The sequence below is a fragment of the Streptomyces sp. EDA2-14 genome, from assembly GCF_054963755.1.
The window spans coordinates 228877-244183 of record NZ_JBUEGE010000001.1 but is presented as its reverse complement, the minus strand read 5'-3'; the positions used below and the strand labels follow the sequence as shown (position 1 = coordinate 244183).

Annotated in this window: 13 protein-coding genes and 1 tRNA gene; 10 read left to right on the top strand and 4 right to left on the bottom strand. The window is 69.7% G+C overall.

The window, feature by feature from the left end; all coding sequences use genetic code 11:
* Window positions 1-10 precede the first annotated feature (10 nt).
* A complete protein-coding gene (locus ACY34M_RS01085) occupies window positions 11-1603 on the bottom strand; it encodes a purple acid phosphatase family protein (RefSeq protein WP_462719125.1) in 1593 nt (530 codons plus the stop codon).
* A gap of 219 nt (window positions 1604-1822) precedes the next feature.
* On the opposite strand from ACY34M_RS01085, the gene ACY34M_RS01080 reads away from it, so the two are divergent.
* Both ACY34M_RS01080 and glmS read left to right on the top strand, forming a co-directional pair.
* Window positions 1823-2080, top strand: coding sequence for a hypothetical protein (locus tag ACY34M_RS01080; RefSeq protein ID WP_462719124.1), 258 nt, complete (start codon window positions 1823-1825; stop codon window positions 2078-2080).
* 36 nt (window positions 2081-2116) lie between these two features.
* Complete coding sequence (gene glmS, locus ACY34M_RS01075) at window positions 2117-3934, top strand: glutamine--fructose-6-phosphate transaminase (isomerizing) (RefSeq protein WP_462719123.1); 1818 nt, start codon at window positions 2117-2119, stop codon at window positions 3932-3934.
* Window positions 3935-4418: 484 nt separating this feature from the next.
* Here the strand turns inward: glmS and ACY34M_RS01070 are convergent, their stop codons facing one another.
* A complete protein-coding gene (locus ACY34M_RS01070; RefSeq protein WP_462719122.1) occupies window positions 4419-4991 on the bottom strand; it encodes a GPR1/FUN34/YaaH family transporter in 573 nt (190 codons plus the stop codon).
* 142 nt (window positions 4992-5133) lie between these two features.
* Window positions 5134-5658: a universal stress protein gene (locus ACY34M_RS01065; RefSeq protein WP_462719121.1), complete on the bottom strand. Its 525-nt coding sequence runs from the start codon at window positions 5656-5658 to the stop codon at window positions 5134-5136.
* Between the two features lie 344 nt (window positions 5659-6002).
* Here ACY34M_RS01065 and ACY34M_RS01060 point away from each other — a divergent pair, with 344 nt between their 5' ends.
* The 4 genes from ACY34M_RS01060 (at window position 6003) to ACY34M_RS01045 (ending at window position 8880) form a co-directional block, all read left to right on the top strand.
* Entirely contained in the window at window positions 6003-6395 is a 393-nt protein-coding gene (locus ACY34M_RS01060; RefSeq protein ID WP_462719120.1) for a hypothetical protein, read from the top strand.
* A 399-nt stretch (window positions 6396-6794) separates the two neighbouring features.
* Window positions 6795-8003: a GlxA family transcriptional regulator gene (locus tag ACY34M_RS01055; RefSeq protein ID WP_462719119.1), complete on the top strand. Its 1209-nt coding sequence runs from the start codon at window positions 6795-6797 to the stop codon at window positions 8001-8003.
* A gap of 79 nt (window positions 8004-8082) precedes the next feature.
* Entirely contained in the window at window positions 8083-8685 is a 603-nt protein-coding gene (orn, locus tag ACY34M_RS01050; RefSeq protein WP_462719118.1) for an oligoribonuclease, read from the top strand.
* Between the two features lie 122 nt (window positions 8686-8807).
* Window positions 8808-8880, top strand: a tRNA-His gene (locus ACY34M_RS01045).
* A 67-nt stretch (window positions 8881-8947) separates the two neighbouring features.
* Here ACY34M_RS01045 and ACY34M_RS01040 read toward each other — a convergent pair.
* Entirely contained in the window at window positions 8948-10003 is a 1056-nt protein-coding gene (locus ACY34M_RS01040) for a LacI family DNA-binding transcriptional regulator (RefSeq protein WP_462719117.1), read from the bottom strand.
* A 357-nt stretch (window positions 10004-10360) separates the two neighbouring features.
* Between ACY34M_RS01040 and ACY34M_RS01035 the strand changes: the two genes are divergently transcribed.
* From ACY34M_RS01035 to ACY34M_RS01020, 4 genes are all read left to right on the top strand, one after another.
* Complete coding sequence (locus ACY34M_RS01035; RefSeq protein WP_462719116.1) at window positions 10361-11713, top strand: ABC transporter substrate-binding protein; 1353 nt, start codon at window positions 10361-10363, stop codon at window positions 11711-11713.
* 110 nt (window positions 11714-11823) lie between these two features.
* A complete protein-coding gene (locus ACY34M_RS01030; RefSeq protein ID WP_462719115.1) occupies window positions 11824-12825 on the top strand; it encodes a carbohydrate ABC transporter permease in 1002 nt (333 codons plus the stop codon).
* Window positions 12826-12828: 3 nt separating this feature from the next.
* Complete coding sequence (locus ACY34M_RS01025; RefSeq protein WP_462719114.1) at window positions 12829-13713, top strand: carbohydrate ABC transporter permease; 885 nt, start codon at window positions 12829-12831, stop codon at window positions 13711-13713.
* A 124-nt stretch (window positions 13714-13837) separates the two neighbouring features.
* Window positions 13838-15274 carry a GH1 family beta-glucosidase gene (locus ACY34M_RS01020; RefSeq protein WP_462719113.1) on the top strand — a complete coding sequence of 479 codons (1437 nt, stop codon included), beginning with the start codon at window positions 13838-13840 and terminating at the stop codon, window positions 15272-15274.
* Window positions 15275-15307: the final 33 nt, after the last annotated feature.

Sequence of the window (15307 nt, the reverse complement as noted above, 5' to 3'; positions counted from 1 at the left end):
ACCGCAACCACTACGCCCGCACGCGCCGCGCCACCACGAACCGGTCGACCTCCGCCCCCGTCTCGGCAAGCCCCCGCACGGTCAACCTCGCCGTACGCCCCACAGGCGCAGGCTCCACATCGACCCGCAGGAACGAGTAGTTGGTGTACCGGACCCGCGACCAGTCGACGGTCACCGCCTTCTTGCCGCCCCCCTTCTGCGTCACGTACGAGGCGAACGGATCGCTCTTCTTCTCGTTGCCCTCGTACGTGTCGTCGACCGGGAACTCGTACAGCCCCTTGCCCGCCGCACCGGCGGTGACGTACACGACGCCGTCGGTCTCCGGGTACGCGGTGCCGCCGATCGGCAGCTCCTTGGTGACCTTGTCGCCCTTCAGCACGTCCGTGCGCTCGTAGACGTGGTTGTGCCCGTTGATCACGAGGTCGACGGTGTACTTCTCGAACAGCGGCACCCACTCCTGTCGCACGCCCCCCTCCGAGGCGTGCGCGGTGGCGGTGCAGTACGCGCAGTGGTGGAAGAACACCACAACAAAATCAATCCCGGACCCGGCGGCCCGGAACTTCTTCAGCTGCCGCTCGAACCACGTGGTCTGCGTACCCCCACTGATCCCCAGGTTCGCCGGAATCTCGTACGAGACATCATTCGCGTCGAGCGAGATGACGGCAGTGTTCCCGTGCACGAAGGAGTAGGCACCCGGCAGGTTCTTCGGATCGGGTCCATTCCGGGGCGGCGCAAACCGGGCCTCCTGGCTCCCGTACCCGTTCGGCGAGTACCAGGCCTCCATGTCGTGGTTGCCGTACGACACCATCCACGGCACGGACTTGGCGACGGTCTCGGTCTGCGCGAGGAACTGGTCCCAGGTCCGCGCGTCGAACGTGTCCGTCGTCTTCCCCTGCCCGGAAGGGTCGGCGTACGCGATGTCACCGGCGTGCAGGTGGAAGGACGGCCCCTGCGCGAGGATCAGGCTGTCGTTGGCGAGCGCGTGGTAGCTGACGCCCTGGTCGCCGAAGGCGGTGAACGTGAAGCGCTCCGAGCGGGCGGGCGCGGTGGTGAAGGTGCCGATGGTGCCCGCGAACTTCGGCGACGCCGGGTCGAAGCCCTTGTGCCCGACCCCGTAGAAGTACGTCTTGCCGGGCTTGAGGTGGGTCAGCTTGGCGTGCACGTAGTACTGGGTGTGGTCGGCGCTGGTGCCGACGCCCGCCGGGGTGTACAGCGCCCGCAGCTCCGCCGGGATCTTCCGCGACAACTCACCGGCGCTCGCACCCACCCGGATGAAGGGGTCCTTCACCGCGACCGGCACCTGCCAGGACACGGTCATCTCGGTGCGCGCGTCGTCGCCGTACGAGAGGTGCCGGCCGAAGGGGGCGACGAGCGCGCCGTCGACGGCCTCGGCGGCCGGGGCGCCCGCGGTCGTGGCGGTCGCCGTCGCCGGTGCGGCGCTCGCGGCCCCCGGCACGAAGACCCCGCCCGCGACCGCGCCCAGGGTGACGGCCCCGCCGCGGATCATCGTGCGCCGCGAGAACCGGCTGCGCAGGTACTCGTGCTGCTCGGCGAGGGACCGGTCGGCGAGCTCGGCGGGTACGCCCATGCGTGGAATGTCCATGCCCGGAAAGATGCTTGAGGCACCTATCCTCCAGGGGTACGCCAGGTGAACGCGGCCGCAACTAAGCCCCACCGGCCACAATCAAGCCCCGCCGGCGATTGAGGCGCGGGGCCCGGGGCAGAGCCCCGCGACCGCAACCACGACCACCCGAGCGAATTCCCTGCCCGATATCGGGCAGAATTCTTGCGAAACGACCCCGAAACCCCGAGGATCGTCCTCGTGCACGAGGAACTCGTCGATCACCTGACGCGCAGCACCGCCCTCAGCAAGGGCGAAGCGCTGCGGGTGGTCCAGGACGTGCTCGCCTACTTCGACGAGTCGACGGAGGACTACGTCCGCCGCCGACACCGCGAGCTCCAGGGTCAGGGCCTGGTGAACGCGGAGATCTTCGAACAGATCACGGCGGACCTGCGGTACCGGGCGGTGGCGCCGCCGGAGCTCTCGCTCCGGCAGTTGCGCCGCATCGTCTACGGCTGACCGCGGACCCACTACCCGAGGGGATCAACACCACATATGTGCGGAATCGTCGGTTACATCGGCAAGCGTGACGTCGCGCCGCTCCTTCTCGAAGGGCTGCAGCGCCTGGAGTACCGGGGTTACGACTCCGCGGGCGTCGTGATCACCGGCCCCAAGGCGGCCGGTCTGAAGATGGTCAAGGCCAAGGGCCGGGTGCGCGACCTGGAGGCGAAGGTCCCGGCCCGCTTCAAGGGCACCACGGGCATCGCCCACACCCGCTGGGCCACGCACGGCGCCCCCTCCGACGAGAACGCGCACCCGCACATGTCGGCCGACGACAAGGTCGCGGTGGTCCACAACGGCATCATCGACAACGCCTCCGAGCTGCGCGCCAAGCTGACCGCCGAGGGCATCGAGTTCCGCTCGGAGACGGACACCGAGGTGCTCACCCACCTCGTCGCCCGCTCCCAGCAGACCGAGCTCGAGGACAAGGTCCGCGAGGCCCTGCACCTGGTCGAGGGCACGTACGGCATCGCGGTCGTGCACGCCGACTTCCCGGACCGCATCGTGGTGGCCCGCAACGGCTCGCCGGTCGTCCTCGGCATCGGCGACAAGGAGATGTTCGTCGCCTCGGACATCGCCGCGCTGATCACCCACACCCGCCAGATCGTCACGCTCGACGACGGCGAGATGGCCACGCTCAAGGCCGACGACTTCCGTACGTACACCACGGCCGGCACCCGCACCGCCAACGAGCCGACCACCGTGGACCTCGAGGCCGCCTCCTTCGACATGGGCGACCACGACACGTACATGCACAAGGAGATCTCCGAGCAGGCCGACGCCGTGGACCGCGTGCTGCGCGGCCGCATCGACGACCGCTTCTCCACCGTCCACCTCGGCGGCCTCAACCTGGACGCCCGCGAGGCCCGCACCGTGCGCCGCGTGAAGATCCTCGGCTGCGGCACCTCGTACCACGCAGGCCTGATCGGCGCCCAGATGATCGAGGAGCTGGCCCGCATCCCCGCGGACGCCGAGCCGGCCTCCGAGTTCCGCTACCGCAACCCGGTCGTGGACCCCGACACCCTCTACATCGCGGTCTCCCAGTCCGGCGAGACGTACGACGTCCTCGCGGCGGTCCAGGAGCTGAAGCGCAAGGGCGCCCGCGTCTTCGGCGTCGTGAACGTCGTCGGCTCGGCCATCGCGCGCGAGTCGGACGCGGGCGTCTACGTCCACGCGGGCCCCGAGGTCTGCGTCGTCTCGACCAAGTGCTTCACCAACACCACGGTCGCCTTCGCGCTGCTCGCCCTGCACCTGGGCCGCATCCGTGACCTCTCGGTCGCCGACGGCAAGCGGATCATCGAGGGCCTGCGCAAGCTCCCGGCCCAGATCACCGCGATCCTCGACCAGGAGGCGGAGATCAAGAAGATCGCCGAGGAGTACGCGGACGCCCGCTCGATGATGTTCATCGGCCGCGTCCGGGGCTACCCGGTGGCCCGCGAGGCCTCCCTGAAGCTCAAGGAGGTCTCGTACATCCACGCCGAGGCCTACCCGGCCTCCGAGCTGAAGCACGGCCCGCTGGCCCTGATCGAGCCCGCGCTCCCGACCGTGGCGATCGTCCCCGACGACGACCTCCTCGAAAAGAACCGCGCCGCGATGGAGGAGATCAAGGCACGCTCCGGCCGCATCCTGGCGGTCGCCCACCAGGAGCAGGAGAAGGCCGACCGCACGATCGTCGTCCCGAAGAACGAGGACGAGCTGGACCCGATCCTGATGGGCATCCCCCTCCAGCTCCTCGCCTACCACACGGCCCTGGCCCTCGGCCGCGACATCGACAAGCCCCGCAACCTGGCAAAGTCGGTCACGGTCGAATAACCCAACCCAGCCCCTGCGCCACTTGAGCCGGCCTTCCAGCCCCTGCGGCGCTTGAGCAGTCCTTTCAAGCCCCTGCGACGCTTGAGCAGGCCTTCCAGCCCTTGCGGCGATTGAGCAGGCCTTCCAGCCCTTGCGGCGATTGAGCAGGCCTTCCAGCCCTTGCGGCGATTGAGCAGTCCTTTCAAGCCCTTGCGGCGCTTGGGCAGGCCTTCCAGCCCCTGCGACGCTTGAGCGGGCCAATCAAGCCCCTGCGGCGCTTGAGCAGGTCTTTCAAGCCCCTGCGGCGCTTGAGCAGCGGGGCCTGGGGCAGAGCCCCACATCAAGCCCCGCCGGCGATTGAGGCGCGGGGTCCGGGGCAGCGCCCCGCGACCGCAACCCCGCCGCAGCGCAACAAGACACGCAAACGGGTCCCGTGCACGCCACCAAGCGCACGGGACCCGTTCCCACGAGGGCCGGGGCCGCCCATTGCCCCGGCCCTTGGCTGTCAGCCGGCGGCCGTCACCCCCCGGCCGGCAGCGCGTCCGGGCAACGCCACCGGCAGCTTCGCCACCGCGGCAGTCGCCCCGTACCAGGCCAGCACCCCGCCCACCGCGGCGCACCAGCCACCGGCCTCCGCGACCCCGTCGAAGCCCCCGAACGAGGCCGCCGAAAGCAGCGCGAGGGCCAGGAACAGCGCCCCGTACATGCCCCTGACGAGGACACCCGCCCCGGCGGAGCCGAGCGTCAGACTGAGCGCCAGCAGCGCGAACAGCGCGAGGAAGAGGCCCGCGGCGTTGGCCGACACGGCGTCGCCCGCCCCCATGCCCCAGGTGAACCAGAAGGCACCGAGCCCGGCGAAGGCGGTGCCGGTGAAGCCGTCCCCGCGCAGGGCGAGCAGCCCCGCAGCGAAGAGGACGACCCCGCCCACGTACGTCGCGAGCGCGACGGCGTCGGCCGCCGTGACGCCGCTTATCACACCGGTGTGACCGAGGCCGAAGGCCAAGAGGGTGAGCCCGAGGGCGAGTTGACCAAGTGTCGATCCAGTAGAGGCGTTTCCCGCGGAGACGTCTTTGTCCACAGCGGGCTCCCTTCGTGCAATGTGCGAGAGCTGTGCGAACGGTATTTACCCTTCACAAGGGCACAAAGCACCTGTACGCGGGAGTAGATTTATCCAAGTGGTACGGGAGCCGCCGCTTCAACTGCCGTCGCCCCGACGGGACTTAGGGAATGACGATGACAGGGCGCTGCGCGCGCCGCGCGAGCCGCCCCGCGACCGAGCCGAAGATCCGCCCGACGAGCCCGTGGGTCGAGCCCACGACGATGGCGTCGGCCGAGTACTCGTGCCCGACCTCCTCCAGCTCGTGGCAGATGTCGCCGCCGCGCTCGACGAGGATCCAGGGCACCTCGGCCAGATAGTCCGCACAGGCGAGTTCGAGACCCAGGACTTCCGTGCGGTGATCCGGCACGTCCACGAACACGGGAGGTTCGCACCCCGCCCACACCGTGGTGGGCAGCCGGTTGGCCACATGGACGATGATCAGCCCCGAGCCCGAGCGGTGGGCCATGCCGATCGCGTACGCCAGCGCCCGCTCGCTCGATGTCGAGCCGTCGAAACCGACGACGACACCGTGCTTGAAAGCGGGATCACAGGCTTGACGTGTCTCTTCCGCCGCTTCGGGCGTCGCCGTCGGGTCGGCGACCTGCCGCTTGCGGTCCGCGGGTTCGGGGAATTCGTGACCGGCCATGAGTGTCTCGGCGTGTACCTCGTGGGCCTCGTGAGAGGGACGACAACTGATCAACGGAGCTGTGTCCGGGAATCATCTTCCCAACCCCATACCCCCAAGGGTACGGCGACACTCCTTCTCTGCCCAGACTCTGACCCCTGGGCCCAGACCCGCGCCTTCTTTGTTCGATGGTCCCGCTCCGCAGCGTTCAGGGGAGCATGCACGAGGGGCGACCGTATGGCAATGGTCGCTGCCCCGTACAGGCGGATTCCGTACTCAACTGGGCGTCTGTCCTCCCCCGGCGAAGTGACCCCGGCGGGGCGGCGGCGTTGAACTCCCGTACCGAAAGACACAGGGAGCGCTCCGTGCCCGGATCGACCATCGCGCATCAGCCCCGCGCCGCGCACCACCACGCCGAGCCCCGGCCCGTGCCACGGCCCGCCGCCGCGCCCGCGGAGCCCACGGAGGCCGCGCGGGCCGACGGGGTGGGCGACGTGGTCCGCTGGGCCGCGTTCAGTTGCTTTCTGGTACCGCTCGTACTCGTCTGGTACGGAGCGTCGGCCGCGGGCGCGGTCGGCGCCGCCCTGGGTCTCGTGGCGATCACCGCGGCGTGCCGGATGCTCCTTCGACAGTCGGAGCGCGGGGCTGCACAGTTGCACAGTGAACAATGCTGCGGACGCTCCGCCCGGCGCCGCCCGACAGCCTCCGGTTCGCGGCGCGGCGGGCGTCGCGCCGGGTCGGATACGCCGGTTGACTGACCGTTTTCAACGCGGCTCTCCGATAATTTTCAGCCAACTTGGGTCACGGGGCCCCGCCTTGCGTTTCGGCTCTTCCAACCCCCGTTCGACCAGGGCGGAAAGCACGAGGAAGGGCGCCTGCGCCCTACGGGGACCGGCCACGGAGTTGAGGCCCACTTCCCAGCAACGCCCCCGAGTGCAACGCTTCGTGATCGAATGCTTCACGCCAAGTTGCCATGTCGACAATCTGTCAGGTTCTTAACTGGTCACGACGGCACCATGGGACGCAGTAGATTCGATCATGACTGTCTGATCTGAAGGCGGCGGGGGACTTCGTGCATCACCGAGGGGAAACGTGCAGGAGCGAACAACCCGTCAAAATATTGAGGGAGCCGCGATCACCGAGGGGGGCTTAGCAGCATGAGCCACGACTCCATCACTGCGCCTGAGGCTGCGGCTCGCAAGCTGTCGGGGCGCCGGCGACGAGAGATCGTCGCGGTGCTGCTGTTCAGCGGCGGACCCATCTTCGAGAGCTCCATTCCGCTCTCCGTGTTCGGAATCGACCGACAGGACGCGGGAGTTCCGCGCTATCGATTGCTCGTGTGCTCGGGTGAAGAGGGACCCCTCAGGACCACAGGGGGACTCGAACTCACCGCACCGCACGGGCTCGAGGCGATATCGCGTGCGGGCACGGTCGTCGTGCCCGCCTGGCGGTCCATCACTTCTCCGCCACCGGAGGAGGCACTGGACGCATTGCGCCGCGCGCACGAGGAGGGCGCGCGTATCGTCGGCCTGTGCACGGGAGCCTTCGTGCTCGCCGCGGCAGGCCTGCTCGACGGCCGGCCGGCCACCACGCACTGGATGTACGCACCGACACTCGCGAAGCGGTACCCGTCGGTCCACGTGGACCCGCGGGAGCTGTTCGTGGACGACGGCGACGTACTGACCAGCGCCGGCACCGCGGCCGGAATAGATCTGTGTCTGCACATAGTGCGCACGGACCACGGAAACGAGGCGGCCGGAGCGCTCGCCCGCCGACTGGTGGTCCCACCGCGCCGCACCGGCGGCCAGGAGCGCTACCTCGACAGGTCTTTACCCGAGGAGATCGGCGCGGACCCGCTGGCCGAGGTCGTCGCCTGGGCCCTGGAGCACCTCCACGAGCAGTTCGACGTGGAGACGCTGGCCGCCCGCGCCTATATGAGCCGCCGCACCTTCGACCGCCGTTTCCGGTCGCTGACGGGGTCCGCCCCACTCCAGTGGCTGATCACGCAGCGGGTGCTCCAGGCGCAGCGGCTCCTGGAGACGTCCGACTACTCGGTCGACGAGGTGGCGGGCCGCTGCGGCTTCCGCTCCCCCGTCGCGCTGCGCGGGCACTTCCGGCGGCAGCTGGGCTCGTCCCCGGCCGCGTACCGGGCGGCCTACCGGGCGCGCAGGCCGCAGCCGGGCGAGGGCCACGCCAAGCCGGACAAGCCCGAGAGGGCGATCGATCTCGCGGGCGTGCCGGGTCCCGAGGGGGCTCCGGTCCCCGCACAGGCCCGGCGCACGGCGGCCGCGACCGCGCTCGGGCCGCCCGCGGCCTCGATGCCGATGGGGCCCGCGGGACTGCCGGGTCCCCGCACGGCTTCGTAGGCGTGTGACGTAGCACTGTGAACAGGAGCTGACGCCCGTCGTCTGCCAGCGAGAAGGTCCGACCCGTAGGGTTGGGCGCATGAACGATCGCATGGTGTGGATCGACTGCGAGATGACCGGACTCTCGCTGGCGAACGACGCGCTCATCGAGGTGGCCGCACTGGTCACCGACTCGGAGCTGAACGTACTCGGCGACGGAGTGGACATCGTGATCCGCCCGCCGGACGAGGCCCTGGAGCAGATGCCCGAGGTGGTGCGCACGATGCACACCGCCTCGGGTCTCCTCGACGAGCTGGCGGGCGGCACGACGCTCGCGGACGCCGAGGAGCAGGTCCTGGCTTACGTACGTGAGCACGTCAAGGACGCGGGCAAGGCCCCGCTGTGCGGGAACTCGGTCGGTACCGACCGCGGATTCCTGCTGCGTGACATGCCGACGCTGGAGGAGTACCTCCACTACCGGATCGTCGATGTGTCCTCGGTCAAGGAGCTCGCCAGGCGCTGGTACCCGAGGGCGTACTTCAACAGTCCGGAGAAGAACGGCAACCACCGGGCGCTCGCCGACATCCGCGAGTCCATCGCCGAGCTGCGCTACTACCGCGAGGCGGTCTTCGTCCCGCAGCCGGGCCCGGACTCGGACACCGCGAAGACCATCGCGGCGAAGCACGTCCTGCCTGCGGAATAACCCCTCGTAAGCCCCTGTGTACGGGGTCCGGCCCCCTGCGGGAAAAGGTGTGCGCGAGCACCCCTTCGGACCCTGTACACTTTTTCTCGGCCGGTCGGAAGAAAGACAAACGACCGGGCATGGTGGGTGTAGCTCAGTTGGTAGAGCACCTGGTTGTGGTCCAGGTGGCCGCGGGTTCAAGTCCCGTCACTCACCCTGAAGGGTCCGAAGGCCCCGGTTCGAGAGAACCGGGGCCTTCGGCGTGTACGGACACACCCCGCGGCTACGACGAGGCGCGGACCACCAGCTCCGTGGGCAGCACCAGCTGCGGGCAGTCGAGCCCCCGCGACGCCGCGGGGCGCCGGTCGGCGATCTCGGCGAGCAGCAGATCCGTCATCGCGCGCCCCATCTCCTCCATCGGCTGGCGCACGCTGGTCAGCGGCGGGTCCATGTGCCGGGCGATCGCCGAGTCGTCGAAGCCGACCAGCGCCACGTCCTCGGGGATCCGCCGTCCCGCCTCCCGCAGCACCTGCCGCGCGCCCGCCGCCATCACGTCGGAGGCGGCGAAGACCGCGTCAAGGTCCGGACGGGTGTCGAGGAGCTCGGCCATCGCGCGCCGGCCGCCCTCCTCGCTGAAGTGGCCCTCGACGATCAGCCGCTCGTCCACCTCCTGGCCCGCGGCCTCCAGGGAGTCCCGGTAGCCGTCGACGCGGCGCTGCGCACCGTAGACGTCGAGGCGGCCCGCGATGGTGGCGATGGCGGTGCGGCCCCTGGACAGGAGGTGCTCGACGGCCGAGCGGGCGCCCGCGTAGTTGTCGGAGTCGACCGAGGGCAGGGACTCGTCGGCCGAGCGGCGGCCGCTGACCACCGCGGGGATCTCCAGCTGTCCGAGCAGGTCGGGCAGCGGGTCGTCGGCGTGCACGGAGACCAGGAGCACCCCGTCGACCCGGTGCGCCGCGAGGTACTGGGCGAGGCGCTGCCGCTCGCGGTCGTTGCCCGCGAAGGTCAGGATCAACTGCTTCTCGGTGTCCGCGAGTTCGGCCCCGACGCCGCGGAGCACGTCGGAGAAGTACGGCTCGGTGAAGAAGCGGGTCTCCGGCTCGGGCACGACGAGGGCGATGGCGTCCGTGCGGTTGGCCGCGAGGGCACGCGCCGCCGTGTTCGGTACGTAGCCGAGCTCGGCGACGGCCGCCTCGACGGCCGCCCGCGTCGCCTCGCTCACCCGCGGCGATCCGTTGATGACCCGGGAGACCGTGCCGCGGCCGACGCCCGCGCGCGCCGCGACCTCCTCCAGAGTGGGCCGACCGCCACTACGGTGCCGCATTCCGTGAGCTGCCATGGTCCGCCTCCCGTTGCCCCTGGCCCGGCCAGGAATCTAACAGCCTGATCTTCGCCCGGCACTCGCGTCCGACGCCCGGAGCGGAACGCCCACCGCCCCGCTCCGACCCCCCTCGGCCGGGTCCGACGCCCCATAACAGGCTGATAACTGAAGACACATCAGTCTGCACGGGACCTTGACACCCCCATCCCGAGGCACGAGTCTTCAACTCATCACTTGTGGGAGCGCTCCCACAGTACCCCACGCGTACACATCCCGCACGTTCCCCGAGCGAGCCGCAGCACCAGAACCGCGGGCCCATTACCGCAGTTGGCCGGGGTCGGCACCCTCACAGCAGTTGAGTCATTGGAGGACGCAATGCGCACTTCTGGCACCTCGCGCGGCCCAGCCCGCCGCACCGCACTGGCCTCGGCCGCCGGCCTCGCCGCCGCCGCACTCCTGGCGACGGGTTGCAGCGCCAGCGACACCGACTCGGGCTCGGACACGAGCTCGGGTGGGAAGATCACCCTGCACGTCGGCACGTTCGGTGTGTTCGGCTTCGACAACGGCAAGGACAGCGCCAAGCTCTACGCCGCGTACGAGAAGTCGCACCCGAACATCAAGATCGTCGAGGACCATGTCACCGACGGCCAGAAGTACTGGGACGCCCTCAAGCTGCGCATGTCCCGCAACAGCGGTCTCGCCGACATCCAGGCCATCGAGATCGGCTACATAGCCGAGGCCACCGGCCCCACCATGGCGAACAAGTGGGAGGACCTGTCCAAGGCGGGCGGCGACCACACCGGCGACTTCCTCGACTTCAAGACCAAGCAGGCCACGACGTCCGACGGCAAGGTGATCGGCTTCGGCACCGACATCGGCCCGATGGCCGTCTGCTACAACAAGGACCTCTTCAAGAAGGCCGGACTGCCCACGGACCGCGAGGCGGTCGCGAAGCTGTGGAAGGGCGACTGGTCGAAGTTCCTCGACGTCGCGGCCGACTACAAGAAGAAGGCGCCGAACGGCACCGTCTTCACCGACTCCGCGGGCGGTCTGTTCAACGCCGTCCTCTCCAGCCAGCCGGTGCAGTACTCCGACAAGAGCGGCAAGCTGATCTACGACACAAGCCCCGGCGTGAAGACCGCCTGGGACCTGTCGACCAAGGCCGCCCAGGACGGCTACACCGCGAAGCTGCGGCAGTTCGACGAGAAGGGCACCTGGGCCGCCGGCTTCAAGAACTCGAAGTTCGCGACCGTCGCCTGCCCGAGCTGGATGCTCGGCCAGATCCAGGACCAGGCGGGCGCCGGGAACAAGGGCAAGTGGGACGTCGCCCTGCCCCCGCAGAACGGCAACTGGGGCGGTTCCTTCCTCGGCGTCCCGGCCTCCGGCAAGCACGTCAAGGAGGCCACCGAGCTGGCGGCCTGGCTGACCACCGCGGCCCAGCAGGAGAAGGTCTTCACGGCGATCGGCAACATCCCGTCCACCAACGAGGGTCTGGCCTCGGACACCGTGAAGAACGCGAAGATCAACTACTACGGTGACGCCCCCATCGGGCAGATCTACTCGACGATCGCCGAGGGCATCAAGCCGGCGCCGATCGGCGCCAGCGACGGCCAGGTGAAGACCTTCATCACCGACAACGGCGTCCTCGACGTCGAGCAGCGGGGCACCGACCCCAAGAAGGCGTGGGAGAACGTCAAGAAGCTGGTCGACGACAAGATCGAGCAGTGACGGACGGCCGATGACCGCGGTCCCCGCACCCGTCCACCGGACGCGGGGACCGCGCCCGTCGGCCAAGCCCAGCGCATTCCCCGCACCTCGAAACCGGAAGGAAAGCCCGCGTGGCCACCTCCGTCAAGGCGGACGCCGGCGGCAGCCCGCCGTCCGCCCCACCCTCCGCCGGCCCGGCCCGGCAGCCCGCACCGTCGAACTGGCGCAGCAGGTTCTACCGCTGGGACCTCAAAGGGTCCCCGTACGCGTTCATCGCCCCCTTCTTCCTCTGCTTCGCGGCCTTCGGTCTCTTCCCGCTGATCTACACGGGCTGGCTCTCGCTGCACAGCGTCCAGCTCGGCGCGGAGGACCAGGCCCAGTGGGTCGGCCTGGACAACTACACCCGCCTCGCGGACAGCGAGTTCTTCTGGCGGGCGCTGTCCAACACGTTCACCATCGGTGTGATCTCGACCGTCCCGCAGCTGCTCATGGCCCTGGGGCTCGCGCATCTGCTCAACTCGCACCTGCGCGGCCGCGGTTTCCTGCGCGTCGCGGTCCTCACCCCGTACGCCACCTCGATCGCCGCGGCGACGCTGGTCTTCGCCCAGCTGTTCAACACCGACTACGGCATGATCAACTCGCTGTTCGACGCGATCGGGATCGGCCCGATCCAGTGGGAGTCGGGCAAGTGGCCTTCCCAGATAGCCATTTCGACGATCGTGACCTGGCGCTGGACCGGCTACAACGCGCTCATTTACCTGGCCGCGATGCAGGCCGTGCCGAACGACCTGTACGAGGCCGCCGCGCTCGACGGGGCCTCCCGCTGGCGGCAGTTCGTCAGCGTGACCATCCCCTCGATCCGGCCGACGATCCTGTTCACCATCGTCGTCTCCACCATCGGCGCCACCCAGCTGTTCGGTGAGCCGATGCTGTACGGCGGAAGCGTCGGCATCGGCGGCGGCAGCGGCGGGCAGTACCAGACGCTCTCGCTGCTCATGTACCAGACCGGCTGGACCAACAACTCCCTGGGCCGCGCCTCGGCCATCGCCTGGGTGATGCTGCTGATCCTGCTGCTCGTCGGCGCGATCCAGGCACTCGTGGCCCGCCGCAACCGCAAGACGCTGGGAGGCTGATCCATGACCGTCCAACTCCCGGCGCCCCCTGCCGCGCGGCGCCGCTTCGCGCCCGGCGCGGGCGACCAGCGCAAGGCGGGACCGCTCACCTATGTGCTGCTGATCGTGGCGGCGTTCGTCTCGCTGTTCCCGCTGTACTGGAACGTGGTGGCCGCCTCCCACGACAGTCAGCGGGTGCAGCAGGCCCCGGCGCCGCTGCTGCCCGGATCCCACCTGATGGAGAACCTGTCCGTCGCGTGGAACCAGGTCCACATGGGCGTGGCCCTGATCAACACCACCGTCGTGGCGAGCGTGATCAGCGCCAGCACGGTCGTCTTCGCGACCCTCGCCGGCTTCGCCTTCGCCAAGCTCCGCTTCAAGGGCCGCAACATGCTGCTGGCCCTGGTCGTCGCCACCATGACGGTGCCGCCGCAGCTCACCGTGATCCCGCTGTACCAGATCATCACGGACCTGAAATGGACGGACACCCTTCAGGCGGTCATCATGCCGTCGCTGGTCGCGGCGTTCGGCGTGTTCTTCATGCGGCAGTTCCTCGTGGAGGCGCTGCCGGTCGAGCTCGTCGAGGCGGCCCGGGTGGACGGCGCGAACAGCTTGCGAGTCATCTGGCACGTGGTCTTCCCCGTGGCGCGGCCCGCGATGGCCGTGCTCGCGATGCTCACCTTCGTGCAGGCGTGGAACGACTTCTTCTGGCCGTTCATCGTCCTCACCGACACGGGCACGCCGACGCTCCAGGTCTCCCTGGCGAACCTCGGCGCGGGCAGCCACACAGTGGAGACGTCGATCGTGCTGACCGGTGCGCTGATCTCCACCGTGCCGCTGCTGCTCGTCTTCGCCTTCCTGGGCAAGCACATCGTGGGCGGGATCACCGCGGGCGCGGTCAAGAGCTGAACCGCGGCAACCCGCCCTCCGGGGTCTCTGCGCGCGGGGCGGAGCCGCCGCCTCACCCCGCGCGGCCCCGCCGTGCCCGCCCCTCCTGTCCTTTTCCTGTCCCCCACCTCATGGGAGCGCTTCCATGCCTGAATCGATCACCTTCCCGGACGGCTTCCTGTGGGGCGCCGCCACCTCCTCGTACCAGATCGAGGGCGCCGTACGGGAGGACGGCCGCACCCCCTCCATCTGGGACACCTTCAGCCACACCCCGGGAAAGACCGCCGGCGGCGACACCGGTGACATCGCCGTCGACCACTACCACCGCTACCGCGACGACGTGGCGCTCATGGCGGACCTGGGCCTGCAGTCGTACCGCTTCTCCGTGTCCTGGTCCCGGGTGCAGCCCACCGGGCGCGGGCCCGCCGTGCAGCGCGGCCTCGACTTCTACCGGCGCCTGGTCGACGAGCTGCTCGGCCGGGGCATCAAGCCGTTCCTGACCCTCTACCACTGGGATCTGCCGCAGGAGTTGGAGGACGCGGGCGGCTGGCCGGAGCGGGAGACCGCGTACCGGTTCGCCGAGTACGCGTCGATGGTCGGCGAGGCCCTCGGCGACCGCGTCGAGAACTGGATCACCCTCAACGAGCCCTGGTGCAGCGCCTTCCTGGGCTACGGCTCCGGGGTGCACGCCCCCGGCCGCACCGAGCCGCTCGCCGCCCTGCGCGCCGCCCACCACCTCAACCTCGGCCACGGCCTCGCCACTTCGGCCCTGCGCTCGGTGCTGCCGCCGCGCGCGAACATCGCGGTCAGCCTCAACTCGGCCGTGGTTCGCCCCCTTTCGCAGGACCCGGCCGACCTCGACGCGGCCCGCCGCATCGACAACCTGGCCACCGGCGTCTTCCACGGACCGATGCTGCAGGGCGCCTACCCACAGGGCCTGTTCGCCGACACGGCCCGGATCACCGACTGGAGCTTCGTGCAGGACGGTGACCTGGCCGCCGCCCACCAGCCGCTGGACGCGCTCGGCCTCAACTACTACACGCCGTCCCTGGTGTCGGCCGCCGAGAACGCCCCGAGCGGGCCGCGCGCCGACGGCCACGGCGAGAGCGAGCACTCCCCGTGGCCGGGCTCGGAGGACGTCGCCTTCCACCAGACGCCGGGCGAGCGCACCGAGATGGGCTGGTCCATCGACCCGACCGGCCTGCACGAGCTGATCACGCGCTACGCCGAGGTGACCGGCGGACTGCCGCTGTACGTCACCGAGAACGGCGCCGCCTACCCCGACAAGCCGGACGCCGACGGCCGGGTGCACGACCCGGAGCGCATCGCGTACCTGCACGGCCACCTCGCCGCGGTGCGCCGCGCGATCACCGACGGCGCGGACGTGCGCGGCTACTACCTCTGGTCGCTCATGGACAACTTCGAGTGGGCGTACGGCTACGAGAAGCGGTTCGGCGCCGTCTACGTCGACTACGCGACGCAAGCGCGTACCCCCAAGTCGAGCGCGCTCTGGTACGGCCAGGCCGCCCGCGCCGGCGTGCTGCCCGCCGTGGACGCGGTGCTCGGGGACGCACCCCGGTAGAGCCCCTGGCAGGAGAAGGCCAGGAGGGAAAGT

Bases quoted from the DNA above. Each gene is read 5' to 3' on its own strand.
- ACY34M_RS01085 (WP_462719125.1), bottom strand. From the start codon at position 1,603: ATGGACATTCCACGCATGGGCGTACCCGCCGAGCTCGCCGACCGGTCC.
- glmS (WP_462719123.1), top strand. From the start codon at position 2,117: ATGTGCGGAATCGTCGGTTACATCGGCAAGCGTGACGTCGCGCCGCTC.
- ACY34M_RS01065 (WP_462719121.1), bottom strand. From the start codon at position 5,658: ATGGCCGGTCACGAATTCCCCGAACCCGCGGACCGCAAGCGGCAGGTC.
- ACY34M_RS01055 (WP_462719119.1), top strand. From the start codon at position 6,795: ATGAGCCACGACTCCATCACTGCGCCTGAGGCTGCGGCTCGCAAGCTG.
- orn (WP_462719118.1), top strand. From the start codon at position 8,083: ATGAACGATCGCATGGTGTGGATCGACTGCGAGATGACCGGACTCTCG.
- ACY34M_RS01040 (WP_462719117.1), bottom strand. From the start codon at position 10,003: ATGGCAGCTCACGGAATGCGGCACCGTAGTGGCGGTCGGCCCACTCTG.
- ACY34M_RS01035 (WP_462719116.1), top strand. From the start codon at position 10,361: ATGCGCACTTCTGGCACCTCGCGCGGCCCAGCCCGCCGCACCGCACTG.
- ACY34M_RS01025 (WP_462719114.1), top strand. From the start codon at position 12,829: ATGACCGTCCAACTCCCGGCGCCCCCTGCCGCGCGGCGCCGCTTCGCG.
- ACY34M_RS01020 (WP_462719113.1), top strand. From the start codon at position 13,838: ATGCCTGAATCGATCACCTTCCCGGACGGCTTCCTGTGGGGCGCCGCC.